The sequence below is a fragment of the Microbacterium sp. NIBRBAC000506063 genome (genome assembly GCF_017968845.1).
GTDB lineage: Bacteria > Actinomycetota > Actinomycetes > Actinomycetales > Microbacteriaceae > Microbacterium.
The window spans coordinates 1,133,548-1,159,245 of record NZ_CP072876.1 but is presented as its reverse complement, the minus strand read 5'-3'; the positions used below and the strand labels follow the sequence as shown (position 1 = coordinate 1,159,245).

Below are 25,698 nucleotides of genomic sequence, written 5' to 3'. Positions count from 1 at the left end.
TGTACCCGTCCTTCGTGCGGAAGACAGTGTACGGCGCCACGGCGCTGTGCGACCCGCCCAGCCGCTCGGGATCGATGTCCGTCCCCCAGAACATCGCCAGCCGCGTGGTCAGCGATGTCATGAGCGCGTGCATCATCGAGACTTCGATGTACTGGCCCTCGCCCGTCTTACCCCGCGCGATGAGGCCCACGAGCGCCGCCTGGATGGTGGCCATCGCCCCCGCGAAGTCGGCGATCGGCACTCCCACGAGAATGGGCGGACCGCCGATCTCGCCCGTGAGGGACATGACTCCCGACATCGCCTGCACGACGGGGTCGGTGGCCGGCCAGTCGTCGAGCAAGCCGTGCCCGAAACCCGAGACGGAGATGTAGACGAGACCGGGATTGAGCTTCTTCAGCACGTCGTACCCCAGGCCGATCTTCTCGGCCACCCCGGGGCGGTAGTTCTCCACAAAGACGTCGCTCTCGGCCGCGAGGCGCTTGACGACCTCGACGCCCTCCGGGGCGTGGAGGTTGAGCGCGATGCCCTTCTTGCCCCGGTTCCACATGAGGTAGAGGGCGTTCTGATCGCCCTGCATCACCGAACCGGTCTGCCTGCTCGGATCGCCGGAGCCCGCCGACTCCACTTTGATCACCTCTGCCCCGTAGTCGCTGAGCAGCGCCGTCCCGTAGGGGCCGGACATGTGCCGGCTGAGGTCGAGGATCCGTACGCCGTCGAGTGGTCTCACAGTGGGCGCTCCCATTTGGCGGTCACTTCCATTCAACGTCGAATGTCTTCTGGGTCGAGGTCGAGGCCGAACTCGCGCAGGATGTCGGCCGACTGCTCCCCGATGTCCGGCGGCGACGCCAGGGGCGGCAACGGCGCCGTCACGCCTCCCTCCGTGTCCAGGTGCCACTGGACGGGCGAGGCCACGACGCGGACCTCCTGGCCGTCTACGGTGGTCGGCCGGAGGAGATCGTTCTGGGCGGCGTGCTCGCTGTTCATCGCCTCGGCGACGTCGAGCACGGGGCGAAGGGGATCTCGAGGCGCTCCAGCTCGGCGACCCACTCCTCCCGCGCACGCGTCGCCATCCTCGCTGCGATCAGCTCGTACTCGCCCTCGTATCCGTAGTCCATGCCGCTGTTCTCCCGCGTCCAACTGCCGCGGGCGACCTGCTCTGGCGCGAGGCCGATGAGGTCTGCGAACCTCGTCCAGAATTTCTCCTCGAGCGGACAGACGAGGATGGCCCGGCCGTCGGAGGTCTTGTATAGCGCGTAGCGCGGGCCGAGGTCGCGATAGTCGGGCCATTCGTGCCCGAGGTTGGCAAGGTCGTTGATGTCGCGCCACTTCCACCACATCGCGCTGTGCCAGAGCGAGACGTGCACGAACTGCGGCCGGCCCACCTCGTCGCGCTTCTGCACGGCGGCGAGGGTGCCGAGGGCCGCGAAGATGCCCGCAAGGGTCGTGCCCGACGATCGCCACCCTGCGCCGGTGACGAGCTTGCCATCGATCTCCTGGACAGGCACCTGCCCCGCGCGGGCGTCGACGTTCTGCCCGTGAGCGGTGAACTCCTGCCACGGCCCCGGATGCCGTATCCGCTGATCGCGGTGTAGACCAGGCGGTCGTTGTGCTGGGCCAGCGATGCAAAATCGAGCCCTCGGCGTCGGGCGTCACTCGGGCGGGAGCCCACGATGACGGCGTCCGCCCACCGGGCACACGCCTCGAGAAGCGCGGGCCAGTGCTCGGATCGGGTGCTCGCGGCCAGCGATCGCACGCCGCTGTTGAGGCCCACATGGAAGTCGCCGACACCGGCGATCTTCGGACTCATCCCCCGGTTGCCGTCTCCGATGACCGGGTGCTCGACCTTGACGACGTCGACGCCGGTCTCGGCCAGAAGATGGCTGGCCATGGGACCGGAGAGATGGGTGGAAAAGTCGACTACTCGCACGTCACTCACTCCCGCTCGCGGACATCTTCGTCGCCAGCAACGATAGAGCCGGCATCCCGATCACTTCTATGCCATAGATTATCACTAATTGATCGAGCTCCTTCACGATTTATCGCCGGGACCGCCCTGCCGAGGCGACGAGCGCGACGAGGACCGCGACGCAGATCGCGGCTCCCGCCGACAGGGCGAGCACCACACCACCGGAGCTCGGATACCGGTCAGGAGCCAGATTGGCGGCGATGACGGAGGAAGTGATCGCGCTTCCGAACGAGCCGCCGACCGTGCGCAGGACCTGGTTGAAACTCACCGCGCCACCGAGCTCCGCCGACGCCACGCGGCGTGCGATCACGGCCGGCATCGCGGCAAAGGTCGCCCCGACGCCCAGCCCGAAGAACAGCATCCCGACGAGGACTTCCCAGAGCTCGCTGTGCGCGACGGCGAGGAAGACGGTGGAGACGGCGAGCATCCCCGAGCCGACGACGACAAGGCTCGACATCGACGTCCGCCGCGACGCGATCCGCACGAGGCGATTCGCCGCGAGGCTACCGGCGGAGAGAGGCAGGATGAACAAGCCTGCCACCGCCAGCGGAAGCTCGATCCCGTATCCCGTGCTCGTCGGCGCCTGGGCGACGAGGCTGACAATCGACAGCGCAATGTACATGGCGGTGCCCAGCGCGATGGCGGTGACATTGGCGAGCAACACGTCCGGCAACCGGAAGAGCCGGAGATCGACGAGAGGATGCTCGGTACGCAGTTCGACGAAAACCCAGACGACGAATGCGATGACCGACAGGCTCAGGGTCGCGAACGTGGCGAGCAGGGGCCAGATCGGCGCTTCGCTGATGCCGAGCAGCAGCGCGCCGAGCGCCACGCTGAGCACGACGGCGCCCAGGTAGTCGAAAGTACGGCGCTCGAGATCCAGCTCGGCGCCTGACGGGACGATGAAGGCGACGACAAGGATCGCGCTGAGCGCGAAGACCACGGCGAACCAGAACGCGAACCTGAAGTCGAGGAAGGCTGCGATGACTCCGGTGAGCGGGTATCCGATGCCCAGCCCTGCCGCGACCGTCACGGAGAGAGTGGAGATCCCATGCTGAGCGCGGCGCGGCTCCAGCTGCGATCGTGCGATCACGATGGTCATCGGATTGATCGCATACGAGACGCCCTGCAGCGCGCGGCCCACGAGGAAGACAGAGAACGTCGGCGCGATCGCCGCCACGACCGACCCCACGAGCAGAACGCCGAGCCCTCCCAGAAGCAGCCCTTGACGTGCGACCCGTCGCTGAGTCTTCCCATGATCGGGGTGGCGAGGGCGCCGACCAGCAGATTGACGGTCAGCATCCACTGTGCCGCGTTGATCGAGACGCCGAACTCTTCCGCGATCGTGGGAACGAGAGGCATGCCCAGCGAGCTCGCGACCGCCGCCGTCAGCGCCGTGTACACCAGCGCCCGCAGCAGCCACCGGCCACCGCTTCCGCTCAGCGGCAGAGGCGTGGACACGATGATGCCGTCGGACGACCGGGGAACAGTGGCTCACACACGCGGCCGACCGGCCTTGGGTCCTCTGAGGACGTGATCGCGGTGCATCGCGGTCTGGGCCAGCGCAGAGAACAGATGGGTTCCGCCGAGGTTCTCCCAACCGGCGGTCCAGGTCAGCCGACTCGCGATCGCCCACACTGAGGCCGCGGCATCCGACGCGAGCACGGCAGCCACTTCCTGCGCACGGTGACCCTGATGCGCTGCGGTGGCAGCGCAACGGTCACCGACGGCCGCGAACCGATGGCCGTGGCCTGGGCACCCCTCGTAGTCGCCGACGCGCGCGAGACTCCCGAGCGATGCGACGTAGTCCTCGATCGGATCGTCTCCTGGCGCGCGACCACCCAGGCCGATCCCGGGAACATCATCGGCAGCAGATGGTCGCCGGTGAACACCAGACGATCGCGATCATCCACGATTACGATGTGTCCCTCGTGTGACCAGGCGTGTGGAGCACGCGCAACTCGCGGTCGCCGGCGGAGATGCGGTCGCCGTCGACGAGCGGCCGATCCACCTCGACGGGCGAACCCGCGACGGGCCGAATCGCCGCGTCGCGGACCTCTTCCATGCGACCCTCCGGTACATCCCATCCCGCTATCACCGTGTTGGCGGACACCGGCTCGACGAAGTGGGCTCCGGCATGCATGGCACGTTGGTCGGCGATGTGCATGCCGACGCGCGCATCTGACGCCCTCCGCAGACGCCCCGCCAGACCCGCATGGTCGGGATGCAGATGCGTGAGGGTCAGCGTCGCGACATCCGACGCGGAGGATCCGATCGATCGGAACGCGTCGGTCAGCCGTGCCCAGTTCTCGTCCGTGTCCAGTCCGGTGTCAATGAGATGCAGCTCGCCCGAAGCGGCTCGAATGACATAGCTGAACGAGTACGGCAGTCCCGTGAACGGCATCGCGAGGGGCACAGCGTAGACCCCGTCGCGTACTTCCTCGACGGGAGGAAGGATGCCCCGCTCCTGCGCCCGCGCCTGAACCTCGCTCGTCGGGATCATCGCGCGCAGGTTCCGGTTGCCGGGCTGTGCTGGACCGGCAGCGCCGTGGCCGCCGTCATGAGGGGTATCGGCGAATCAGGGCGGCCAGCGCCTGTCCTCCGCCGATGCACATTGTCACGACCGCGAATTCCAGATCGCGGCGCTGCAGATCCAGCGCCGCGCGCACGGTGAGGATCGCACCTGTCGCGCCGACGGGATGTCCGAGGGCGATCGCGCCGCCGTAGGGATTCGTCTTCTCCGGATCGAGGCCGGCGTCGCGGATGACGGCGACCGCCTGCGCCGCGAACGCCTCGTTGAGCTCCACGACGTCGACGTCGGCCGGCGCGAGGCCGGTCTGGTCGAACAGACGCGCCAGCGCATGCACCGGCGCGTAGCCCATAATCTCGGGCTCGATGCCTGCCGTCGCCACCGCCTCGATCGTGGCAAGTCCCGCAAGCCCCCGCTCCCGGACGTCGTCCTCCCGCATCAGCACGAGCGCGCCGGCGCCGTCGTTGATCCCCGACGAGTTGCCCGCGGTAACCGAGCCCTCGGCGACGAACGCCGCCCGCAGCCCGAGAGCGTCTCGAGAGAGGTTCCGGGGCGCGGATGCTCGTCGGCGGTCACCTCTACCGGCTTTCGCCCGCCGGTAGCGACGGGCACGATCTCCTCGGCGAAGGCCGCGGTAGCCTCTTCCGTCGCCGCACGACGCTGGCTCTCGACGGCGAACTCGTCCTGCTCGAGACGAGAGACCCCGAAGCGGGACGCGACGTTCTCGGCCGTGACACCCATGTGCGTGTTCGAGAACGGATCGGTCAGCATCCCGACTGTGCCGTCTACCAGGGTGCGGTCGCCGAGCCGGTCGTTGAATCGGGCGTTGAAATCGTAGAACGGCATCCGCGACATATTCTCGTCACCGCCCGCGAGCACGACGTCGACACCACCCCAGAGCAACTCCTGGGCCCCGACCAGATTGCCTGAAGACCCGATCCGCAGAGGCGATTCACCGTGAACGCGGGCGTGCGCACCGACAGACCCGCGGCAAGAGCGACACGTCGCGCATTGTAGGCGTCCGGGCCGACTTGACCGATACATCCCATCACGACCTCGCCGATATCGTCGGCGTCTACGCCAGCGCGCTCGATCGCAGCACGCGCGGCTATTGCGCCGAGCTCATGGGCGGGCGAATCGCGGAAGACACCGCCGAAGCTGCCTACGGGCGTGCGCGCCCCCGCGACGATGACGACCTTGCCGACGCTCATGTCTGAGTCCTCTCGCGACATCGAGTTTTCCTTGCAACACTGAGTCCTCGCACAAATTGATGATAACAGTTCATACCGACCGAGGCCGATGGCTTGTTCCTCCGCGCGACTCACCTGATGCCATGACCGAGCACCGATATTGTGGCTCTTCTAGCAGAAGTAACCCTCGACCCAGTCAGACTTTGATTTCCGCCAACGCAGTGCATGCGTGCTTCCCGGGAGGGGCCAGTTTGGCCGCTGTTCGGTCAGTCCACGACCCTCGTCGGTGACTCATGGTGTGGACGACGCGTTACCGGGCGTGACAAACTTCTCTGTTCGCCAGACGGAGGGTCTGACCGATGTCAGACGCTGATAGCACCATGGGCTGGGAACGGATCATCCGTGACATGATCGCGCGTAGCACCGCGTTCGCGCCCACCGAGCCCGGCGTCTACCGGATGCCTTGCGGGAACTGCTACGTCGACTTCTTCCACGCCCCCGACGGCACCGAACGGTGGCCCGTCCCAGGAGATGAGCGCACCTACACCCGCGACACCGTCGCGATCGCCCGTCATAGTGACCATCCGTGGGAGCGGATGTACACCCTCGCACACGCCGCCGCGGAGATCCGGCGCCGCGCGACCACGGCCGGCACACCCGTTCATGTCCTGATCAATGAGCTGACGTTGATCGTCGACGCGGAGGAAGCAGCGGAGAACGAGGAAATCGCCCGCATCGCCCGGGAGCGTCCCGCCGACAGCGCCGAGGTCCCGCTCGCCGATCTCGCCCGGAAGTTCGGGATCGATCTCGACGAACTCTAGGAACATCTAGCGGTGTCTATCGAAACGCTAGACACCGATAGATTCTGCAAGACACCACACCTGCGAGGAGCACAAGTCGTGAGTGAGTATCCGTGGTTCGAGTTCGACCAGGTCGACTTCGTCACCGCGGACACCCACTTCAGCCATGCCCGGATCAGCGAACTCGTTGCACGACCGTTCACCACCGTCGCCGAGATGAACACCGAGCTCATCCGCCGTTGGAACGAGACGGTCGACCCGACGGATGTGGTGCTGCACCTCGGGGATGTCGCGCTCGGGCCGGTCGAAGAATCCATCGCCCTCACCGCGCAACTGCACGGTCGCCGATACCTGGTACCCGGCAACCATGACCGGGTGTCACCGGCGACTCAGTCAAGGAAGGCGATCGAGCGGTTCGTCCCGCTCTACGAGGCGGCCGGGTGGACGATTCTGCCGGAGGTGATCGAGGGCACCCGGCGCGGGTACCGTGTCCTTGCCTCCCACTATCCGTACAAGGGCGACTCGCAGGAGTCGGACCGGCACACTACGCACCGGCCGCGGTGGGACGACGGGATCCCGTTGCTGCACGGTCACACCCACGCCCGCGATCACGGCCCGAACGGGCACCAGTTCCACGTCGGCGTCGACGCCCACGACTACGGCCCGTCCCCTTCGCCGTCATCGATGCCTGGATCCGCGGCCTGTCGGACGTTGAACCGTGGCTCGATGTCGCGATCCGTGAAGCCCGCCAGACCATCGTGAACCTCGACGGCAGCGAGACCTCGAACTCCGACGCGCTGTTCTACATGATGGGTTACAACGAGCTGCGGGTCGTGCTGGAAGAACTCCTCGGCGCGCTCGACTCCTCCCACCCTGACTCGCCCCCGAACATCACTTGAAGGGACCGCTGCGGTGGCATGCCCCACGGCGCGGTAGATGTGAACCGTTCGCCGCCGGCGGGGACCGGATTGGGAGACTTCGCGGTTCAGCTCGGAAGCGGATCCAGCTGTCGCGCCGCCAATGCATTGTCGTCACGTTCTGCCCCGACGGCGACGTCGACGCCTTTCTATGCGTCACCTCAGCGTGATCCGCCGGCTACTTCCACATCGATGGCATCCATCACGGCCTCTACACCGCGCAGGGCAAGTACGTCGACGGGGCGGGTTCCATCGAGATGCGAGTTGGTGCTGGTCAGCCAGACGTCGATGACGGGATCGGTCCAGAGTTCGCGCAACCGTGCCCGAACGGCGGCGACGTCGTGCGTGACGCTCTGCTCGACGATGTCGCGTCCAAGCCGCGCGGCATCGTCGCCGAACAGCGGGCCCTTGCCCGGGGTGCTCTTCTCGCCGGTCATGCTGACGTCCTTCCCTGTTCGAGGTCGACGCTCCCGTTCGGCAGCACTGTTTTGAGCTCGCGAGCCAGGCGCACGCCGAGCGGTGTGAGAGTCATCGGGCGGCCGCGGGCTCCTGCAGTCAGAAGGGGACCGCCCGCATCGCGACTGAGCCGTGCCAACTGCTTGCTGAGCGTGCTTTGGGTTGTCCCGATTTCGGTGGCCGCGGCCCGGATGCTGTCGTGCCGGGTGACGATCAGGAAGCGACGGGCACGCTCGATCGGGTACCTTCCGATGACGGTACGGCGCAGGAGCGGCGATGCTCCCGCGAGGGGATGCAGGTGCAGGGTCGCGACTTCGCTCGCACTCCCGGCGGGCCGGATCGGGACCCCGCATCCCGCAGTCGGCGACTGATCGTCTGGGTGGTGCATCCGACGAGGGCGGCGATCTGGCCGATGGTGAGCCGTTGGTCGAGGTACTGGTGGCGGAGCCACCGCTCATCGATCACATGCATGGGCGGTCGGCCACGACGCGTCGGGGTGGATCGGTCAGCGAGCAGCCGGGAGACGGTCTGTCGGGACACCCCGGCCAGCCCTGCGAGCTCGTACATGCTGGAACCAGCCTGATACCGATCAGCGATGCCGTCCGCGCCGACGCTCGCATCGATCCGAGTGCGGGAAGGCCGTGCAGGAGGCCACGACAGCTCGCCGGGGACATCCATGGCCGTGCCGATGTCGAACTGTGCGAACGGTGGCGTCCAAGTGAGCGGTTCGTCAATACCGTGGGAGGCGAGGAATTCATCGCCAATCCGGTTAAGGTCCACGCGCAGTTTCTCGGGGATGCGGCCCACGAACCTCGCCTCGGACGCGAGAGTGACGTCGGCGGCATCCCAGCCTCCTGGCATTGCTCGCAACGGGTTCCCGGTGATCAGACGGAACAGGTGCGCACGAGCGTGCCGGTGTCGGCGCCCCGCCCCGGGGTGCACATTGTGCCCGCGGCATACCTCGCGCCACTGCGTGTCGGGTAGCAGTGCGCTGCAGTCGAGCGCGCGTCGGCGTGCGTAGTCGATCGGTGACCCGTGAGCGTCGAGGTAGGCGACGAGGCGGAGGATCACGCCCAGCGCGAGGTGTTCATGTTCTCCGCGCCCGAACTCGCGCATCACGTTGGTGACCTGTCGCACCGGCGCTTCCGAGTCCAGCAGGGCGAGGGCCGCGGCGTGGGTCAGCCGGGTACCGGCGAACACGACGGCCGCGGCGAGAGCGGATGCCGCGATCTCCCTGTCCATACGGCCGGGGGCGAGCACGGCCGTCCACTCGTCCCACAACTGCGCGGGCACCTTCCGTGCCCGCTCCCTCGCGTCGACATCGACCGGGGCAGCGGACTGGAGGAACCCGGTGGGGCGGCGTGTGCGACCGAACGACGCCGCGATCAGCGACTGCACCTGCGGAGTGCTCAACGTGTAGGACGTGCTGGCAGCGACGCGCCCCCGCAGCAACTCGATCGTGCGACCGGAGCCGCCCAATGCCGCGATGGCGATCGCCGTCCCTGCGGCCGAGGCGGCCGAGGTCGACGACGAAGACCAGGATGTGTCGACGCCTCCCCTGTGCAGATGGTCGAGCAGGTCCGCGCCGAGCATCGTGCCGTCAACATGGCCGTCGTTCAACGCGACGCGCGCGGCGCGGGAGAGCAGGCGGACGTCCTCGAGGACACGCACCGCGGGCTGCGGGGCGTCCGCGTAGATCCCGAACCTTCCCTCCCCCGTGGACACGACCCGCATCATCGTCCGCTGGGCATGCAGGACCGCCTCCGACGCCGGGATCCGATCTGTGTCGACGGTGAGGTCGGCGCGGCAACGGCTCGCGATTGGGCCGATCGCCGCACCTCGCACCCTGTTGTGGCACTGCCCGGGACGGGGATCACGGCAAGCGGATGGCCGACATGGCGTGGATGCCGCCCGCATGCGGGGCAGGCGTCGACGAGGATCCGACGATGCCGGGCGCATGCGAACGCGAACGGGAACTGCCACGACATCCGCCACCGCCCACCCGAGTCAGCCAGACACTCCGGGCAGTACCGGCCTGCCGTCCCGCGGCAGCGCACCGGACGCTGATCCTCCCATTGCGGGTGCGGCGGATCGCGTGGCGTGCGAACCGCATCCTCGTCATCTCCTGAAACTGTGCCGCGGGAATACCCGTTGCCTGCTCCACCCGACCCGCCTGCGCGTCGGTCAGTTCGGTCGCCCACGCGTTCGCCATCCACCACGTCGCCGACACCGCCCTACCATGACGCTGCTCGATCAGACCCAGCGCGCACCCGACCTCCGCGATCGTCGCCCGGTTCGCAGCCGCCAACGCCTCCACCCACGAATCAAACGGCTCATCCGGAAGCGGACGCACCCGAAACGGCAGCACCCGCACATCGTCCGAGCGCAATACGTTGTTCGTTGTCATGCGGCGGCCGCCTCGCTCTCGTCGGTCTTGCGGCGGCGTCGTGCTCTCTGGTTTCGCAGCTGCTGTTCGAGCTTCGCCTCAAGTTCACGACGTTCCGTCTCGGCGCCCTCGTCGATGCGGATGCCGTCGAGCAGTTCCCGGTCGATGACCTCCCGGCCGGTGCGGATTGCGCGGGATGCCCCGCGCCGGATGAGGTCCATCAGGGAGCCGATATTGCCGGTCGTGCGCGCGAACAAGTATCGGGACAGGTCGACCAGCATCCCGGGGCGGGCGTCGGTGAGGACGAGGGCCTGTTCGATGCCGAACAACAGCCGGTCCCACTCCTCCCGGGCCCTCTTGTGGGTGAGAGTGAACGGGCTCAGCCCGAGGACAGTCCATCGGCGGAATGTCTGCGCCATTGCCGCTTCCTGCCCGGTGTGTCCTTCGCCGACCAGGCCGCGGGCGCGGAGGGCGACACCGGCGAACAGGAAGGTGGCGTTGTACTCGTTCGCGAGCCACTTCAGCTGGTTCGCGACCTCGACCCCGTCGCGGGTACGCATGTTCAGGAAGTGCAAGTCGTCGACGATCACCAGCCGGGTGTCGTGCCGCTCGATGCATTCCGCCGCCGCCCGCGCCAGATCCCGACCGGCCATGGAGCGGTGCAGGATCCCGGCGGTGGCGGGTGGGCGTAGAAGCCGAGGATCATCATGTGCAGGCCCTTGATCGTCAGCCGCCCCGTCAACGTGACGTGACACACCGGCAGGTGCCGCACATCCCGATCCGCATCCAGCCACTCCCCGGCCTCCGCGATCCGCTGCTGGTGGAAGACTCGCCCGAAGTTGTTCACCACGGTCGACTTCCCCAGCGCCGGCGGGGCGTCGATCGCCGCAGCGGACTTGACCCGGTCGGAGTCCTGCAGGTTCGAATCGAGGATGTCCGCCAGCTGCAACTCGATGTCCTCGACCTGCCGAGTGCGCAGCAGGATATTCGCGTGCCACACCCGCCTCTCCAAGTCGTAGACGGCTCGGTCCTGCCGCGACATGCCGTCGAGCTGGTCGCGGGTGAGCGGTTCGGGGCGGCCGCGCGCGGGTCGTTCGGCGAAGTCCGTCCAGCCCTCGTAGGTGGACAGGCTTCGTTGGCGCGTCGACAGCTGCGGTTCGCTGGTGGGGTGGTCATCGGAGCATCTCCATCGGCTCGAAGTGGTAGTCGCCGCGGATGGTGGGCTCGTCGATCTCGTCTTCATCGTCGTCATCCCCCGTCTCGGGCAGGTCGACGCGTCGGCGCGGGTCGCGGACGGAACCGGTCAGCTCAGTGGCGAGATCCGACGAAGCGGTCAGTTCCGCGTCGAGCATCCGTTGCACGGTGCGCAGCGACCACACCCCGTCCGGGTCCGGGTCCTTGTCATTCAGCTGCGCGGCCATCCGCGCGCTCATCCGCCGCTCCGACGGGGTCAGCCCGCGGCCGGCGCCCCAGTCCTCGAGCAGCTGCGCGGCGACGTCATCGACCTGGGCGGGGCGGCCCTGCCGCATCGCGATCTTCTTCGCATACTCCAACGCGTCCAGACTGAACGGAACGTCGAAGCTGCCCTTGTGCTCCCATCGAGGGTGTGCCAAGTATGGTCCTCCGGGTCGTGGAAGTAGATCCGGGTGAGATCGTCCGGGTTCACCACGAACGGCCACTCGGTGCCCTTGTCGCGGTGAATCGACCGGGCCCGGTTGCGGTACTTCGCCACCGACTCGCCCGTGTAACGGAGCTTGTGGATCTCCACCCCGTAGTGGTTGAACTGCCGCTTCACCACCGGCAGCAGCTCCAACAGCACGCTCCGGTCAGTCGGCAGGCGCAGCTGCCCCGCCACGGCGAGGCCCTGGTCGTAGCGTTGCGCGGGGCTGAGCTTGACCCCGGGCAGGTGCGGGTCCTCCAACGAATTATGCGGGCGAAGGTGGTAGACGGTGGCTACCCATTCCCGGATGATCTGCTCCAGCTGCGGCACCGTGTAGACGGCCTCTGCTTCGGGGTCCTCTCCGCGGCCGGCGACGTCGGCGCCTTGTAGCCGGGTAACTCCTGCAGCAGGTCGTCGAGGGTTCGGAAGAACCGTTCCACGGGGCTCTTGTCGGTGGGTTGATACACCCGTGCGGGTTGGATGGAGATCCCCAACCGGGCGCACCCGCTCGTGACATGCTCCGACAGGTAGGCGGAGCCGTGGTCGACGACCACGGTCTCCGGCAGGATGCCGGCGCGGGTGAAGCGTGACACTTTTGTGCGGGTCGGGTCCACCAGCAGCGTGTCGGGCAGTCCGTGGTACGGCCAGCGGGCGGATGTGGCCCAATCCGTGGGCGTGTCGAACGGTTGCAGCGCCTCCATCAGCACCCCGGCGACGTCGATCGATTTCGTCGACCCCGGTGTGAGCCGCAGCCCGAGGATGCACCGCGAATACAAGTCCATCGCGATCGTGAGATCCGCCGACACCCACTTCCCGGTCACCGGGGCCACGGCGAACACATTCAGCGGGGTGGTGTCCATCAGCACGTACTCGCCCGGCCGGACCGCCGACAGTCGTCCGTACGGCGCCGGGGGTCGGTTCGCGGTGGACCGTTTGCGTTTGGTGGGACCGGTGAACGTGCCGCGCCCTCGATCCAGCTCAGCCAACGCGTTGTACGCGCTCGCACGCGACGGACGCTTCACCGCCCCGGGCCGTGGACGCGCTCGGTGCGCGCGTTGATCCGGTCGATGATGATCTTCTTGGACACCTTCGCTTCGGGGTCTGCTCGTCCAGGACCGTCTGTGCGGTGGCGATCCACCGCGGGTCGAACCCGGTCAGCGCGTTCCCGGCTTGGGAGGACCGGTAGTCCATCAGACCCGCCTCCCCGGACTCCCGGTACTGCGCCACCCAGCGGCGCACGGTCCGTTCACCCTTCCCCAGTTCGGCAGCCTTCGCCGCGGTCCGCTGTCGCAGACTGTGCTGCGGGTGGTACTCCAGGCGCGGCTCACCCTCCCGCGGGATCTGCGCCGTGCCGGACTTGTATCCGGTGAGCACCTCCCGGACATGGTCGGCGCGCTCCATGGTGCGCGCCTTCGCGGAGTCGGTCGCGTCCGCCCACAGCACCCCAGCGGAGTAGCATCCCCTTCCCTTGTGTGGCCGGGGATGTGGGCCTTCCCGCCCTCGGCGGCAGGACGCAGCACGTCGATCATCCGCAGTCGGCGGTGCCGGCCGGTGCGGTCGCGGATGATCACCGCCCCGTCAGCGATCTCCACAACCGTGCACGCCTCCCCGTCATAGACGAAATCCATCCCAGGTCGCAGCGTCCAACTGTCCATCGTCATGGTTCCTCTCAAGTGAATGGTCGGTGATCGGGTGCCGTCGCTCAGGCCGCGTCACGGAGGGACGAACCGCTCTCCGCCGTCGCTCGACGATGCCGCGCCGCCGGCCGCACGATGCGCATGCCGAACACCTCCCGCAGGTACTCCTCAACGTCGTGAAACAGCTGGGCTACCGCTTCCTTGTCCTCCGCGAGTGACTGCGGGGCACCGGCAACGCCGCGGGGATGCCCAGCACTTCGCATGCCCGTGCCGTGTCGGCTTCGCGGTCGCGCTCCGACCTCACCGGCCGGCCATTGCCGGCGGGATCCTCGAAAGGAAGGAAGGTGGTGCCAGGTCGAAGGTCGTCTCGTGCGCTCATGTCGGCTCCAATACGCTCGTCGTGCTCAACAGGTGGGACAGGTTCGTGCGCAGACGCTGGGTCCACAGCAGGTGCAGCACGAGGGAACGGGCGAACGGTGGCTCACCCGCGATCGGGGTCACGGCGCGCACCGCTTCCCCGAACGTCACAGGGGCTCCCAGCACATCCGCCGCGGCGTCGACCTGCCCGGGATCGAACTGGAAGCCGCGCCGATAGCCGGCGAGGAACTGCACATTCGCAAGCGGCACCGGATCGGGCTCGGAGCACACTCGGTACTCCCAGCCATGCGCCTCGACCTCCCGCCGCGTCCAATCCAGCGAATCCAGCACCGCCGGGATCTGCAGCTTCGCCGCCGGCTTCACATCGACAACGCACACCGACCCGTCTGGGCGCGAGAGCAGATAGTCCGGGATGTGCTTGCGGGTCGTGCCGTGATCGTCGCCCTCCATCAGGAACGGCTGCGACAGGATCCACTCCACCCGCGGGTCAAAGTCGCACAGCAGCAGATTCGCGTACTCCAGCCGCGACTCGTACCCCACCGGCGCCCGCATCGTCGCCGACCAATACGAGCCCGAGAAATGCCGCTGCCTGCGGTACCAGCGGAACTCACGCCACGGCACCGCCGCCGCGAACACCCCCAACCGGGCATCCGCCAACGCGACGACGTCGACATGACCCTGCACCGAGCGGATCCGGATCATCGACGCCGCCGAGCTCATCCCCGACCCGGCTCCCCGACCCACAGCCAGCCGCCATCGCCCGTGTCCCCGATCGGAGCCTGACGGTGCTGCGCGCGCATGTACACATGCTGTTGCCCAGCCCCGTCGGAGCGGAACTCACCGGCGCAACAAAAAGCAGCGATCAACTTTGTACTAAAACACTAAAAAGCTAATCACTACTAAATGTCACATTCACTACCATAGCCGGTGTTGTGCCTGTCAGATACACAACAAACCTGCGCCGCGCCGTCGGCGGCGTCGGACGCATATGAGACACTCGGAACATGACGGCGATCCACCCGATTGCCCCGAAGACTCCAAGGCGCTCTTCGGGAACAGCTACATGCACACCGTGCTGGTCGAGATCACCCGGCACGGCGATGAGCCGTTCTCCCCGAAGCAGATCATCGACGCCACAGGGCTTCCCGGCGGGATCGTCCACCCGCTCATCAAGAGGCTGAAGTCCCGCCACTTCATCGAGTACCTCGGCCGCGTGCCCGGCGAGAAGACCACGCTGTACCAGGTGCGCGACAACCCTTACATGCGCGCCGCGCGCGAGTACGCGCAGGCCGCCACGGACACCCCGCAGCACCGAGTCGCGAGCTAGTCATCGGCCGGCGGGTGGCGCATCCATACCCGAGTCGGATAGGTCTCCGGTGTCCAGGACGACACGGGTCCGCTGCCTGCGCCTTCGAGCACGGTCAGCGCGCCGGCGAAGTCCGGGGAGGCGGGGACGTCGACAGGGCTGTAACTGCGGGCCACCAGTCGGGCGTAGTCGCCGGGAAGCTGGGACGTGTACCCCGCCACCGCGTCGAAGCCGAGGGTTTGTGCGCTCGCGTTGAGCACCGCCGCTTTCGTCGACGTCGCGACAGCCGCGTTCTGGATCACCTGCACACTGTCTGCGGGAAACACGAACGGGCGACCCTGCACCCAGTCGCCCAAGGCTTCGATGATGTCCACGGTCTGCCATGCGGGGTTGCGCGGCAGGTTGACGGCGATCGCCACCTTGATCTCGTCGGCCACGTCAGGGTTGCGCAGCAGACGGATCAGCAGCGGTTCGGTCACCGACAGCGACAAGAAGAACTCGGACACCGTCGGTGACGTGGCCACGAACGCCTCCTGCGCTGCCGCCGAGCGGCTCAGCGCGTTGAACGTGTCGGCTGTGTCGGAGATCAGCTCGCTTCGCAGGAGCTCCGCGATCAGCTCCGGCTCCTTCGAGGTATCCCGACCGATCGGCAGCGTGTCGATGAGCTGGGCTGCCAGCCGAACCCGAACCTCGACCGGCAGCTCCGTGACGTTCACGATCGCGACGGCCAGTGACTGGCGCTGACCGGTATCGGCCGCGGCAGGCACATCGAGCTCCGGAGACGCTCGCAGATACCCGATCAGCTGCTCGTCCAGTGACCGGTCGTTGATGTAGCTCGTGACGTTCGCAAAGGTGAGCGGGAAGCGCCGGCCGAGGGCGAGTGTTGCGAGCACCTCCTCGGGAACGCCCTGGACGTCCTCGACCTGCAGCATCTCGGGCATGCGCGGCTCGACGTCGGCCGATCGGCCCGGGGCGGATCTCTCGACGGCCGCCATTACCTCGACGATCCCATCTGCGTGCGTCACGCTCGACCGGCCCGTCGCATCGAGCACGGCGAGATAGTCGTCGAAGAAGTGCACGACGTGATCGAACGTCGGATCGCCCAGGTCGAGGATCGTATCCAGCGCGACGTTCTCCCCATCTCCGACCGCGACCTGCAAGTTCTCAGCGGTCACGTCATACTGCCGTGCTGCGACGACGGCGCGCTGCGCGGATCGTGACAGGCCGTCCAGCGAAGGGAGTCGGATGCCCAGTCGCTGCAACGCCGCGACCGCCCGGTCGGGAGACCGAGTCGCATCCACCAGGTCCGGATACCCAAGGCGGGCCGCGGCGATCGTGGACTTCATCGGATCGGGGACGTGATAGTCGCGCTCCGGGTCCGCGCCGAGGAACGCTTCCGGGGCCAGCGCGTCCTTCGCCTCGGGGAGATCGGTGAGTTCAGCGTCGAGGAAGTCGAAGATGCCCGTCCAGTGGAGCGCGAGCCGTCGCACGAGGATGTCGGGGTGGGCACCCTGACGAAGGTATGCCTTGAGAAATGCGACCCCGTCGGATTGCCCGGCGGCGATGATCTGCAAGTGGGTATCCAGTCGCGGGTCGTCGTCGGCCAGCAGTTGGTCATAGATCGCGGCGTTGAAGATGCCGACGGACTCGAAGACATGCTCGCCACCCAGCGTGAGCACCGTGGGAACCTCGTCTGGCAGAAGGGGGTAGTTGATGTCCGGACTCTCGGTCTGCAAGTGCTGCACGACATAGGTCATCGCGTTGGCGGAGGCGATGACGCCGTAGAACTGTGACGCGTACAGTGGAAAATTCCGGTCGAGGAGTCCCTCGCAGATCAGATCGACCAGCAGCGGATCACCGTCCACGGTGGATTTCACCCAGCCGGCGAAGTCCGCATCCTCCCCGTCCAGTTCCAGCGGCATAGGCGGACGGGCGAGGTCGACGAAGTCCGCCCGGCGCAGCTCCTGCTGATCCTGGCGGGCCTTCTCTATCGCCAGCCGCACGTCGCCTGACGCGCGCGCCACCCAGCTCCCCGGGACGATCGAGCCCAGGTCTTCGCGCAGCGTCGCCGCGGAGAGGGTGAACACGAGATCAGAGGAGTCGCGGACCTCGATGGGGTGACCGGAGTCGATCGCCTGCTCCCAGAACTCGACCGTCATGACCTCGTTCGAAGTCCACTGGCGGCCGGCGAGCACGAACGACGCGTTATGAATGGGACGGCCCATACGGGAGAGCCAACGCTCCACCAACTTCTGAAGCTCAGCGCCCAGCTGCTCGGCACGATCGACCGTCGCCGTGTGCGGAACCTGCGACGCCTCCAGCTCAGCCAACGACTCCGCGAGCGTCGCCAACCCCGCCGCGATGATCCGGCGCGACCGCCGGTACATCGTGTCGAGAACGCTCGCGCCCACCCGGATCTGCTCGAAGTCCTGCAGATGCGTGTTCTTGTACGCCACGACAGCGAACAACCCGCTGGGCGTGAGGCCGCGCAGCAGCCCCGGCGCGAGAATCCGCGCTCTGAACACCCGATACTCGTTCGCGATATTCCGCAGAAGCCGCATGTCCGTCACATGCTTGGCGACCACACGGATCACATCGAAGGAAACCTCTGGATCGATCTCCCGCATCATGCCGGACAGCAAGTCCGCAGACGAGCGGTGCGTGATGAACGGCACGATCGGGATGACAAGCTCGAAGAACTTCGTCCGCTGAGTCGCCGGCTCCGACAACACTGGACGCGCCTGCCACACCCCAGGATCCGCATCCTCCGTCTGGTCGAGCGCCGTGCCGTTCCGGTCGCGTCGCGCCTCCTCCAGATCCTCGAAGATGCTGTCTCGCACCGCGTAGATGAAGTGAACCGGGCGCTTACGGAGCTGACCCGAGGAGTTCAAGAGCGTGTTCAGCTCCCTCAGCGATGCATAAATCGTTGGGTCCTCGAAGCGATCCAGATCCTCGATGATCACAACGTCGCGCCCGGTCATCTCGAAGAAGTAGACGATCTCATCCAGATACTCGTCGAAATAGCTCCCGTCTGCGTCTCCGGTCAGACTGACCGACGTCGCCGACGTGCCCAGCTTGTCGATCCGCACCCGGTTCGACAACAGCACCCGCGTCACGAACGCGCCGGCCGCGGCCAGCAGCCCGATCGCAGTCAGAATCGTCGGACGCTGCCACCACTCCGCATCCGGGGCAAGCTGAAGAGGGGCGCCCCAGCCAGTCACCCAGAACACCGCGGCCACCAGCACCCCAGCAAGCACCGAAGTCACAAGAGCACGGCGCACGGGCAGCCGGCTGATCCGCCGGAACCGAGATCCCGGCACGGCGATCGGACGCTCCCGGTACAACAGCTGCTTGACGATCTCCTTCTGAATGTAGTTCGTCAGCTCACTGCTCTGCCGATCGAACGGCTGCACCCCGACATCGCTCAACGACGACAGCGAGATCTCAACTACCCGAGATGCGAGACGCTCACGAACCCCTGCGAGGACACTGCTCTTGCCGCTCCCGTACCCACCAGTCAGCGCGATATTCCAGACCCGCTTGCGGCGCTCGTCGTCCTCCAAGAGCGACACGAGCTCGTCGCTGTAGAGCTTGTGCTGCACCGGTTCATGCACCGGAATCAGCGGTACCAAGCCCACTCCGGCCCCGTCCCCAGCCACGCCCGCCATTCAGCTACCCCAGATCACCCAACGCACACACGATCCGTCCACGAGACCTGGCCCAATGGCCAACTGTGGGCCACCTTGCGATAGAAAATGCCATCTTCACGTGGAACCTACAGCCCGAAGTCGCCCGCCGGCGCCATGTCGGCGAAGCGGGAGAAGTGGCCCTGGAAGGCGACGTTGAGGGTTGCGGTCGGGCCGTTTCGGTGCTTGGCGACGATGAGGTCGGCCTCGCCCGGGCGCGTGTCGGCGTCGTAGACGGAGTCGCGGTGCAGCAGGATCACCATGTCGGCGTCCTGCTCGATCGAGCCCGACTCGCGCAGGTCGCTGATCGCGGGCTTCTTATCGGTACGCTGCTCCGGGCCACGGTTCAGCTGCGACAGTGCGATCACCGGCACCTGCAGCTCCTTCGCGAGCAGCTTCAACGCACGGGAGAACTCCGAGACCTCCTGCTGACGCGACTCGACGCGCTTGCCGCTGGTCATGAGCTGGAGGTAGTCGATGATCACCAGCTGGAGCTCGTTGCGCTGCTTGAGCCGCCGGCACTTCGCGCGGATCTCGACGAGCGTCATGTTCGGGCTGTCGTCGATGAACAGCGGCGCGTCGTGGATGCGGCCCTGAGTCTGGGCGACCGTGCGCCAGTCGCGCTGATCGAGCCGGCCCTTGCGCATGTTCTGGAGGGGCACGGCGCCCTCGGCGCTGAGCAGACGCATCGCGATCTCGGACTTGCCCATCTCGAGCGAGAAGAACACCGTCGCCTTCTGGTTGGCGATCGCCGCCGAGCGGGCGAAATCGAGAGCCAGGGTCGAGTTGTGCGTCGGGATCATCGACTCGCCGGCGAGATACAGGTGCTCGGCGTTGTCGACCTGGACGCACCGCACCGGCACACTGGCGATCGGGCGGATCGCCTTCACATAGCGCCGGCCGATACGGATCTCGCTCGACGGGCGCTCCTGCTCGTGAAGACGGCGCTTGCGCTCCATCCGGAACACGTCATCGACCGTCGAGAAGTTCAGGATGTAGCAGGTCGACGACGCCTCGGATCTGCCCGCTACCCGCTTCGTCGTGCGCCCGCACTTGTAGCCGAGGCTCACGATCAGCTCGTACACGGTGTCGGCCAGATGCTTGTTCGTCACGGCGAACTGGCAGGACCCGACCCCGCGGACCACGGTTCCGTCCGTGTCCATCAGACCGGCGAGCAGTTCGCGGCGCTGCTCACTCGAAGCGCGAAGATACTGCGCGGGCACGTGCTTGTCGCCGAGCACGCCGAGCGTGCGAAGCAGCGCCGTGAACGCATCTTCGCGGACGAGTGACGGGCGCTCCGCGAGCTTCAAGGCGTAAAGCATCTGCCCGCGCGCCTCAGTGCGCACGCCGGTGCCGGCGATGAGCCGGGGATCTCATCGGTCTCACTGGTGAACCGCGCACCGTCGCTGTGACCGTCGCCCAGCCACGCGCCGAGGGCGTACGGCGGAATCGGGAGGGCGGCGTCGGGCGCGCGCAACGGTGCCGCGTTGCGGACGGAGTGGTTGGCGCGTGCTTCGGCACCGACGGTGAGCGTCGCGAGCATCTGCTCCGTCGTGACGACCGCGGAACCGCCCTCCGGCGAGCGACGCGACGCCCTGGTCTCGGTCAGCCACTGGTGCTCCGCGTCGGCGACGATGGTCGAACCGTCCGAGAACTCGACCTCGTAGCAGGGGCGACCCACCATCACCTCGGTCGCAGCCACGACGCGCGTCGGGCGCCCGTCGGCGTCGTAGAGCTCGTCGCCGACCTGCACCTCCCCATGGTCGTCCACCCGGTGGGGGTCGCCAGGCGGGTGTCGAGCGCGAGCGCCTTACCCATCGCCGGCCGTGCGGCGACCACAATCATCTGACCGGGATGCAGGCCGTTGGTCAGCTCGTCGAACTCGCGGAAACCGGTCGGCACGCCCGTCATCGTGCCGTCTTTGCCGCTGGCGGCCTCGATCTCCTCGATCGCGGCGTCGACCGCGATGTTCAGCGGCACATAGTCTTCGGTCTCTTGACTGCCGGTGACCGAGTAGATCTCGGCCTGCGCGTTGTTGACGAGGTCGGTCGCATCGCCCTGACCGTCGTAGCCGAGCTGCACGATGCGCGTGCCCGCGTCGACGAGACGGCGAAGGATCGCCCGCTCCGAGACGATCGACGCGTAGTAGCCCGCGTTCGCCGCCGTCGGCACGATCGAGGTGAGGGTGTGCAGGTAGTCGGCGCCGCCGGCGCGCGCGAGGTCGCCGGTCTTGATGAGCTCGTCGGTGACGGCGACGACATCGGTCGGCTCGCCGTGCGAGTACAGCGACAGGATCGCTTCGAAGATCAGCTCGTGCTTGGGAACGTAGAAGTCGGCACCGCGCAGCGTCTCGATGACATCGGCGACCGCGTCCTTCGACAGCAGCATGCCGCCCAGCGTGCTCTGCTCGGCGAGAAGATCGTGCGGCGGTGTGCGCTCGTGCGCGGGCGCCGGACCGAGGCGGTCGTCTGAGATATCGGCGATCGACACTGGGCTCCCTCCTGCTGCAAAGAATCGGGCCTCTCATGGCCCCGATCGACCCGTCTTCCGTGATCGCACAAGAGAATCACGAACCCCCGACATCTGGTCGCTCCCTCACGTTAGAAGCGCCCTTTCCCGCCCGCAACACGCCCTGTGGATAACCTTGTGGAGAGGTTGCGGGAAACTCCGAGTGGGCTGTGCAGAACGCCTGTGGACAAGATCCGCGAATCTTCGGGGTTTGGTCATAGAAATTGCTCTGACCAGGCTTTCCTTCTATCCCCAACCTGTGGACAACATCCTGCTTAAACTGTCCATTGAAGGTTGCGAGCGCGCGAGATGCATGTGTACAACCCTGGGGGAAAGTCAAGTCGCGGCATCCCTCGGCGTGTCGCGGCATCCGACCCCGCTCCGGCTTCCGAATGTGACGGCGGGTCTAGCGCGAACGGCGCGAACGGCGTACTCTCAACGGCAACGGCCCACGAGGGACCGGGAGTCATTCCGGGGAGGCGGTGCACGTGACAATGACGACTGTGCGGCGCCGTCGTGCCGTCCCTGGTGTTGCCTGGGGTGGTCTCGCCGTCCTGCTCATCGCGTTCTTCTTCGTGCTCCTCGGCGGCTCGCCGGCACAGGCCGCCGATGACGACTCCGACACCCGCGGCTCGCTGCTCGGCAAGATCGTGAGCAAGACGACCTCCACCGTCACTGAGGTCGTCAAGCCCGTCACCGAGGTCGTGAAGCCGGTGGTCGAGACCGTGACCACGCCGGTCCAGAAGGTCGCACCGGTCGTGGACAAGGTCACCGACACGGCCGGCAAGGTCACGGCTCCGATCGTCAAGACGGTGACCGACACGACGTCCGCCGTCACCAAGAAGACCACGGATGCCGTCTCCTCCGTGCCCGTCGTCGGCCCCACGGTCGGCAAGGTCACCTCGAAGACGGTGGACAAGGCGACCGATGTCGTCACGAAGACCACGGGGAAGGCGACCGATCTGCTCGGCGACGCCCCGCTGTCGAAAATCACCACCCCGGTCCTCGATCTGGTCCAGGAGGTCCCGATCGTCGGCGATGTCGTCGTCGACAGCGGCGTGCGCGATCTGGTCGATGCCGTCACCGGCGTCGTCGACGGCGCGACGGATGGGGTCGGCGGCGTGATCGACGGCATCGTTCCCCCGATCGTCGAGTCGGTGAATCCCAGCCCGGGTTCACCGGGGCAGCCGGGCACACCCGGAGCACCGGACGAGTCGGCCGAGACCGGCGGAGACGGCAGCACCTCCGCACCCGGACCCGCTTCGGGCGAGGCCGACGATCCGGCAGCCGATGCGGCGAGCATCGCCCCGGCGCCGTCGCTCGCCCTCGACGCGAACACTCTCACAGGCGCGGCGTTCACCCCGCTCGGCCACTCTGCCGCAGTCGCTTCAGAAGCGTCCGGCGCAACCGCGCCGCTGGGCGGCCCGCCCGCTCACGCCCCACCGGCGCCTCTTGCCTCCTCCTCCGCCCACGCTGCAGGAGGATCCTTCCACGAGGGTGCGCGTCTGCACGCCGCCTCGTTCGGTGCGCTCGCCTACTCCGAGCGCACCCCGTCCTCGACCAGCGACGTGCTGCCTGCGTCTCCGGTCGAGGATGCCGACGTCTCACCTGACTGAGCCGTGTCGCGTCGTGCCCGCACGACGAACGGCGCACTCCGTGCGCGACCCATCGACACCACCACTCAGTCAGGAGTTTCATCATGCGTACATTCGCGAAGCGCGCCCTCTGGGGCGTGCTGGTGGCGGGCGGGATCACCCTGCTCGGCGCCACCACGGCCCAGGCGGCCGAAACAGACGGGGAGGACGGCATCCTTTCCGGAACCCAGGCGATCCTGCCGATCTCCGTGCCCATCACGGTCGTCGACAACGCACTCTCGATCCTGGGCACCTCCAAGGCCAGCACGTCGGCGCCGGCCGAACCGGCCCCGACTCAGACGCAGTCGGCATCGCAGACCAGCGGCGAGAAGGGCGTCGCCAGCGGCACGCAGGCCGTGGTGACGGTCGAGGTGCCGATCGAGGTCAAGAACACCTCGGTCGCGGTGCTCGGCACGTCCTCGTCGAAGCAGTCGGCGACGGCATCCGACTCGTCCTCGAGCACGGCCGGCACGGCGCCCGCCGCGCCGAAGGTCACGACGTCCGGAGCGAAGGGCGTGCTCTCGGGCACCCAGGCGCTGCTGGACGTGAAGGTGCCGATCACGGTCAGCGGCAACGCGATCTCGGTGCTCGGGACCAGCGAGGCCGCCTCGACATCGGATGCCGGCAGCACCGCCTCGGCTCCGTCCGCGGGCGGAACGGATGCCGCGACCAGCGGCGCAGACGGCATCGCCGGCGGCTCCCAGGTGGTCGCCCCGGTGCACGCTCCCCTGAGCGTCCTCGGCAACGCGATCTCCGTGCTGGGCAGCAGCACGGCGTCGTCGGATGCCGGATCCGGCTCCGGTGTTCCGGCGGCCGGTGACACCGGTGCCGTCACCGACGGCGCAGACGCCGTCCTCGGCGGCACACAGCTGGTCGCCCCGGTGCACGCTCCCCTGAGCGTCCTCGGCAACGCCGTCTCGGTGCTGGGCAGCAGCAGCGTGGCGTCGGGTTCCGGATCGACGGTGCCGGCGGCGGGCGGAACGGATGCCGTCACGGACGGATCCGGCGGCATCGCCGGCGGATCCCAGGTGGTCGCCCCGATCTCGGTCCCAGTGACCGCCGTCGGCAACGCTCTCGCCGTCCTCGGCACGAGCTCGGTGCAGGGAGGTGGCGCCGCACCGGCACAGGCAGGGCCGTCCGGCGACATCCTCACCTCGGGCCTGAACGGACTGCTGGGCGGCACGCAGCTGGCACTGCCGGTGAGCATCCCGATCACGATCGGCGGCAACGCCATCTCCGTGCTGGGCGAGAGCACCGTCGAGGGACCCGGAACGAACCCCGGGACAGACCCCGGGACGGATCCGGGCACTGATCCCGGGACGAACCCGGGCACCGACCCGGGACGAACCCCGGCACCACTCCCAGCGGCTCAGGCCACCCGGGCGGGGCGGGCGGAGGCGCGAGCGCCTCGGCGCCCGGTGGGCAGCTGGCGGCCACCGGCGGAGCGGATCTCTCGCTCTTCTGGATGCTCGCCCTGCTGCTGATGCTGGGAGGCGGCGCGCTTCTGCGGCGCCGTGTACGCGTCGTGTGACGGCGCGGGAGGTGGTGGTCACCCCGGGTGCGAGGGGTTCCGGGGTGGCCCCGCCTCCGAACAGACGTGCGTCGTCGAACTCCCCTGACGACGCTTCCGGATCCGCGTGTCCTCCCACATCGCGGATCCAGAGGGCGGTCGTCGCATCCCCAAAGTGCGGCGACCGCTCCGGGTCTCCGGCCTGCCTCCCAGAGCGCCGGAGACGACGGATGCCCCGGAGTCATTGACTCCGGGGCATCCGTCCGGCCCTTCGACACGCTCAGGGACCGGCGCGATTACTTCTTCGCGGCGACGACCTGCAGGGTGATCACGGCGGTCACGTCCTCGTGGAGACGGACGGTGGCCTCGTGCTCACCGACGACCTTGATCGGCGCGGAGATGTGGATCTTGCGCTTGTCCAGCTCGCCGATGCCGGCGTCCTTCACCGCAGCGGCGATGTGGTCGGTCTTGACCGAGCCGAACAGGCGACCCTCGGTGCCGGCCTTGACGGCCAGGCGCACCTTGGTGCTCGCCAGCTTGTCCTTGAGGGCAACGGCATCGTCGCGGTCGTGGATCGCGCGCGCCTCGCGGGCGGCGCGGATCGACGCGACCTGCTTCTCGCCACCGCGCGTCCACGCGACGGCGAATCCCTGGGGATGAGGTAGTTGCGGGCGAACCCGTCCTTGACCTCGACCACGTCGCCTGCGCTACCGAGCCCGGCGACCTCGTTCGTGAGAATCAGCTTCGACATGTGGGCTCCTTAGCGGCCGGCGCCGGCGTAAGGCAGGAGCGCCATTTCGCGCGCGTTCTTGATCGCCTTGGCGATCAGACGCTGCTCCTGCACCGAGACACCGGTGATACGACGGGCACGGATCTTGCCGCGCTCCGAGATGAACTTGCGGAGGGTGGCGACATCCTTGTAGTCAATGACGCCGACCCGGATGGACTTCGCGGGTGCGACGGGCTTGCCGCCCTTCCGCGGCTTGCGGCGGTCGCCGCTCGACTTTCCAGCCATTGTGTTTCCTTATCGATGAGCGGATGCCGTGGGGCATCCGGAGATTGTGTGCTGAGGTTTCGACGCGCTCGCGCTTCGCGCGGGCTTGCTCAACCTTGATCCGCTGCCGCGTCAAGGTC

Annotated in this window: 24 protein-coding genes and 8 pseudogenes; 6 read left to right on the top strand and 26 right to left on the bottom strand. The window is 67.5% G+C overall.

What is annotated here, in order from left to right; all coding sequences use genetic code 11:
- Nucleotides 1-46: 46 nt before the first annotated feature.
- The 9 genes and pseudogenes from KAE78_RS17470 to KAE78_RS18510 form a co-directional block, all read right to left on the bottom strand.
- Nucleotides 47-682 (bottom strand): annotated as a pseudogene (locus KAE78_RS17470) (CaiB/BaiF CoA transferase family protein); the annotation flags it as partial.
- Between the two features lie 77 nt (nt 683-759).
- Entirely contained in the window at nt 760-1,005 is a 246-nt protein-coding gene (locus KAE78_RS06610) for a hypothetical protein (protein ID WP_223172235.1), read from the bottom strand.
- A pseudogene (locus tag KAE78_RS06605) lies at nt 981-1,888 on the bottom strand (CoA transferase). The gene KAE78_RS06610 and the pseudogene KAE78_RS06605 overlap by 25 nt, the downstream one beginning before the upstream one ends.
- 148 nt (nt 1,889-2,036) lie before the next feature.
- Nucleotides 2,037-3,328, bottom strand: a pseudogene (locus KAE78_RS06600) (MFS transporter).
- Nucleotides 3,329-3,579: 251 nt separating this feature from the next.
- Nucleotides 3,580-3,879: a hypothetical protein gene (locus tag KAE78_RS06590; protein WP_223172234.1), complete on the bottom strand. Its 300-nt coding sequence runs from the start codon at nt 3,877-3,879 to the stop codon at nt 3,580-3,582.
- A 2-nt stretch (nt 3,880-3,881) separates the two neighbouring features.
- The gene (locus KAE78_RS06585; RefSeq protein WP_223172233.1) at nt 3,882-4,469 is read right to left on the bottom strand and encodes an MBL fold metallo-hydrolase; all 588 of its coding nucleotides are present in this window, start codon (nt 4,467-4,469) and stop codon (nt 3,882-3,884) included.
- Nucleotides 4,470-4,524: 55 nt separating this feature from the next.
- Nucleotides 4,525-4,935 carry an acetyl-CoA acetyltransferase gene (locus tag KAE78_RS18520; RefSeq protein ID WP_317451917.1) on the bottom strand — a complete coding sequence of 137 codons (411 nt, stop codon included), beginning with the start codon at nt 4,933-4,935 and terminating at the stop codon, nt 4,525-4,527.
- 36 nt (nt 4,936-4,971) lie between these two features.
- A pseudogene (locus tag KAE78_RS18515) lies at nt 4,972-5,019 on the bottom strand (hypothetical protein); the annotation flags it as partial.
- Between the two features lie 68 nt (nt 5,020-5,087).
- A pseudogene (locus KAE78_RS18510) lies at nt 5,088-5,707 on the bottom strand (beta-ketoacyl synthase N-terminal-like domain-containing protein); the annotation flags it as partial.
- Between the two features lie 386 nt (nt 5,708-6,093).
- Here KAE78_RS18510 and KAE78_RS06575 point away from each other — a divergent pair.
- From KAE78_RS06575 to KAE78_RS06565, 3 genes are all read left to right on the top strand, one after another.
- Nucleotides 6,094-6,507, top strand: a complete 414-nt coding sequence (locus KAE78_RS06575; protein ID WP_223172232.1) for a zinc ABC transporter ATPase — start codon at nt 6,094-6,096, stop codon at nt 6,505-6,507.
- Nucleotides 6,508-6,585: 78 nt separating this feature from the next.
- Nucleotides 6,586-7,248 (top strand): metallophosphoesterase, encoded by a 663-nt coding sequence (locus tag KAE78_RS06570; RefSeq protein ID WP_223172231.1) that lies wholly within the window; start codon nt 6,586-6,588, stop codon nt 7,246-7,248.
- Nucleotides 7,245-7,385, top strand: coding sequence for a hypothetical protein (locus KAE78_RS06565; RefSeq protein ID WP_223172230.1), 141 nt, complete (start codon nt 7,245-7,247; stop codon nt 7,383-7,385). Before KAE78_RS06570 ends, KAE78_RS06565 begins: the two co-directional genes overlap by 4 nt.
- Before the next feature lie 179 nt (nt 7,386-7,564).
- Here KAE78_RS06565 and KAE78_RS06560 read toward each other — a convergent pair whose 3' ends face one another.
- The 11 genes and pseudogenes from KAE78_RS06560 to KAE78_RS06510 form a co-directional block, all read right to left on the bottom strand.
- Nucleotides 7,565-7,840 carry an antitoxin Xre/MbcA/ParS toxin-binding domain-containing protein gene (locus KAE78_RS06560; protein WP_223172229.1) on the bottom strand — a complete coding sequence of 92 codons (276 nt, stop codon included), beginning with the start codon at nt 7,838-7,840 and terminating at the stop codon, nt 7,565-7,567.
- The gene (locus KAE78_RS19520; protein ID WP_223172428.1) at nt 7,837-8,031 is read right to left on the bottom strand and encodes a LysR family transcriptional regulator; all 195 of its coding nucleotides are present in this window, start codon (nt 8,029-8,031) and stop codon (nt 7,837-7,839) included. Before KAE78_RS19520 ends, KAE78_RS06560 begins: the two co-directional genes overlap by 4 nt.
- 41 nt (nt 8,032-8,072) lie before the next feature.
- Nucleotides 8,073-9,584: a LacI family DNA-binding transcriptional regulator gene (locus KAE78_RS06550; protein WP_223172228.1), complete on the bottom strand. Its 1,512-nt coding sequence runs from the start codon at nt 9,582-9,584 to the stop codon at nt 8,073-8,075.
- An 8-nt stretch (nt 9,585-9,592) separates the two neighbouring features.
- Nucleotides 9,593-10,266, bottom strand: a pseudogene (locus KAE78_RS06545) (TniQ family protein).
- Nucleotides 10,263-10,835 (bottom strand): hypothetical protein, encoded by a 573-nt coding sequence (locus tag KAE78_RS06540; protein ID WP_223172227.1) that lies wholly within the window; start codon nt 10,833-10,835, stop codon nt 10,263-10,265. The pseudogene KAE78_RS06545 and the gene KAE78_RS06540 overlap by 4 nt, the downstream one beginning before the upstream one ends.
- A complete protein-coding gene (locus KAE78_RS06535; RefSeq protein ID WP_223172226.1) occupies nt 10,832-11,245 on the bottom strand; it encodes a hypothetical protein in 414 nt (137 codons plus the stop codon). The genes KAE78_RS06540 and KAE78_RS06535 overlap by 4 nt, the downstream gene beginning before the upstream one ends.
- 172 nt (nt 11,246-11,417) lie before the next feature.
- A complete protein-coding gene (locus KAE78_RS06530) occupies nt 11,418-11,678 on the bottom strand; it encodes a hypothetical protein (protein WP_223172225.1) in 261 nt (86 codons plus the stop codon).
- A 17-nt stretch (nt 11,679-11,695) separates the two neighbouring features.
- Nucleotides 11,696-12,235, bottom strand: coding sequence for a Mu transposase C-terminal domain-containing protein (locus KAE78_RS06525; protein ID WP_223172224.1), 540 nt, complete (start codon nt 12,233-12,235; stop codon nt 11,696-11,698).
- Entirely contained in the window at nt 12,199-12,765 is a 567-nt protein-coding gene (locus KAE78_RS06520) for a hypothetical protein (RefSeq protein WP_411155999.1), read from the bottom strand. Before KAE78_RS06520 ends, KAE78_RS06525 begins: the two co-directional genes overlap by 37 nt.
- Before the next feature lie 118 nt (nt 12,766-12,883).
- The gene (locus tag KAE78_RS06515; protein WP_223172222.1) at nt 12,884-13,348 is read right to left on the bottom strand and encodes a helix-turn-helix domain-containing protein; all 465 of its coding nucleotides are present in this window, start codon (nt 13,346-13,348) and stop codon (nt 12,884-12,886) included.
- A 569-nt stretch (nt 13,349-13,917) separates the two neighbouring features.
- Complete coding sequence (locus tag KAE78_RS06510; protein WP_223172221.1) at nt 13,918-14,640, bottom strand: TnsA-like heteromeric transposase endonuclease subunit; 723 nt, start codon at nt 14,638-14,640, stop codon at nt 13,918-13,920.
- A 343-nt stretch (nt 14,641-14,983) separates the two neighbouring features.
- Here KAE78_RS06510 and KAE78_RS06505 point away from each other — a divergent pair, with 343 nt between their 5' ends.
- The gene (locus KAE78_RS06505) at nt 14,984-15,247 is read left to right on the top strand and encodes a hypothetical protein (protein WP_223172220.1); all 264 of its coding nucleotides are present in this window, start codon (nt 14,984-14,986) and stop codon (nt 15,245-15,247) included.
- Here the strand turns inward: KAE78_RS06505 and KAE78_RS06500 are convergent.
- From KAE78_RS06500 to KAE78_RS06485, 4 genes and pseudogenes are all read right to left on the bottom strand, one after another.
- Entirely contained in the window at nt 15,244-18,894 is a 3,651-nt protein-coding gene (locus KAE78_RS06500; RefSeq protein ID WP_223172219.1) for a P-loop NTPase fold protein, read from the bottom strand. The two genes, KAE78_RS06505 and KAE78_RS06500, sit on opposite strands and share 4 nt — an antisense overlap.
- Nucleotides 18,895-19,001: 107 nt before the next feature.
- A complete protein-coding gene (locus KAE78_RS06495) occupies nt 19,002-20,258 on the bottom strand; it encodes a DnaB-like helicase C-terminal domain-containing protein (RefSeq protein ID WP_223172218.1) in 1,257 nt (418 codons plus the stop codon).
- Nucleotides 20,219-20,614 carry a hypothetical protein gene (locus KAE78_RS06490; protein ID WP_223172217.1) on the bottom strand — a complete coding sequence of 132 codons (396 nt, stop codon included), beginning with the start codon at nt 20,612-20,614 and terminating at the stop codon, nt 20,219-20,221. The genes KAE78_RS06495 and KAE78_RS06490 overlap by 40 nt, the downstream gene beginning before the upstream one ends.
- A 92-nt stretch (nt 20,615-20,706) precedes the next feature.
- Nucleotides 20,707-21,402 (bottom strand): annotated as a pseudogene (locus KAE78_RS06485) (DnaB-like helicase N-terminal domain-containing protein); the annotation flags it as partial.
- A gap of 506 nt (nt 21,403-21,908) precedes the next feature.
- On the opposite strand from KAE78_RS06485, the gene KAE78_RS06480 reads away from it, so the two are divergent.
- Together KAE78_RS06480 and KAE78_RS06475 are read left to right on the top strand one after the other, a co-directional pair.
- Nucleotides 21,909-23,036, top strand: a complete 1,128-nt coding sequence (locus KAE78_RS06480) for a hypothetical protein (protein WP_223172216.1) — start codon at nt 21,909-21,911, stop codon at nt 23,034-23,036.
- 83 nt (nt 23,037-23,119) lie between these two features.
- The gene (locus KAE78_RS06475; RefSeq protein WP_223172215.1) at nt 23,120-24,538 is read left to right on the top strand and encodes a chaplin family protein; all 1,419 of its coding nucleotides are present in this window, start codon (nt 23,120-23,122) and stop codon (nt 24,536-24,538) included.
- Between the two features lie 322 nt (nt 24,539-24,860).
- On the opposite strand, the pseudogene rplI reads toward KAE78_RS06475, so the two are convergent.
- Both rplI and rpsR read right to left on the bottom strand, forming a co-directional pair.
- Nucleotides 24,861-25,315: pseudogene (rplI, locus tag KAE78_RS06470) on the bottom strand (50S ribosomal protein L9).
- Between the two features lie 9 nt (nt 25,316-25,324).
- A complete protein-coding gene (gene rpsR / locus KAE78_RS06465; RefSeq protein WP_223172214.1) occupies nt 25,325-25,579 on the bottom strand; it encodes a 30S ribosomal protein S18 in 255 nt (84 codons plus the stop codon).
- Nucleotides 25,580-25,698: the final 119 nt, after the last annotated feature.

What these genes read in the sequence shown, in the direction of transcription:
- KAE78_RS06585 (WP_223172233.1), bottom strand. Translation starts at nt 4,469, where the DNA reads ATGATCCCGACGAGCGAGGTTCAGGCGCGGGCGCAGGAGCGGGGCATC.
- KAE78_RS18520 (WP_317451917.1), bottom strand. Translation starts at nt 4,935, where the DNA reads ATGCGGGAGGACGACGTCCGGGAGCGGGGGCTTGCGGGACTTGCCACG.
- KAE78_RS06575 (WP_223172232.1), top strand. Translation starts at nt 6,094, where the DNA reads ATGATCGCGCGTAGCACCGCGTTCGCGCCCACCGAGCCCGGCGTCTAC.
- KAE78_RS06560 (WP_223172229.1), bottom strand. Translation starts at nt 7,840, where the DNA reads ATGACCGGCGAGAAGAGCACCCCGGGCAAGGGCCCGCTGTTCGGCGAC.
- KAE78_RS06530 (WP_223172225.1), bottom strand. Translation starts at nt 11,678, where the DNA reads ATGAGCGCGCGGATGGCCGCGCAGCTGAATGACAAGGACCCGGACCCG.
- KAE78_RS06520 (WP_411155999.1), bottom strand. Translation starts at nt 12,765, where the DNA reads ATGGACACCACCCCGCTGAATGTGTTCGCCGTGGCCCCGGTGACCGGG.
- KAE78_RS06510 (WP_223172221.1), bottom strand. Translation starts at nt 14,640, where the DNA reads ATGAGCTCGGCGGCGTCGATGATCCGGATCCGCTCGGTGCAGGGTCAT.
- KAE78_RS06505 (WP_223172220.1), top strand. Translation starts at nt 14,984, where the DNA reads ATGCACACCGTGCTGGTCGAGATCACCCGGCACGGCGATGAGCCGTTC.
- KAE78_RS06500 (WP_223172219.1), bottom strand. Translation starts at nt 18,894, where the DNA reads ATGGCGGGCGTGGCTGGGGACGGGGCCGGAGTGGGCTTGGTACCGCTG.
- KAE78_RS06475 (WP_223172215.1), top strand. Translation starts at nt 23,120, where the DNA reads ATGCGTACATTCGCGAAGCGCGCCCTCTGGGGCGTGCTGGTGGCGGGC.
- rpsR (WP_223172214.1), bottom strand. Translation starts at nt 25,579, where the DNA reads ATGGCTGGAAAGTCGAGCGGCGACCGCCGCAAGCCGCGGAAGGGCGGC.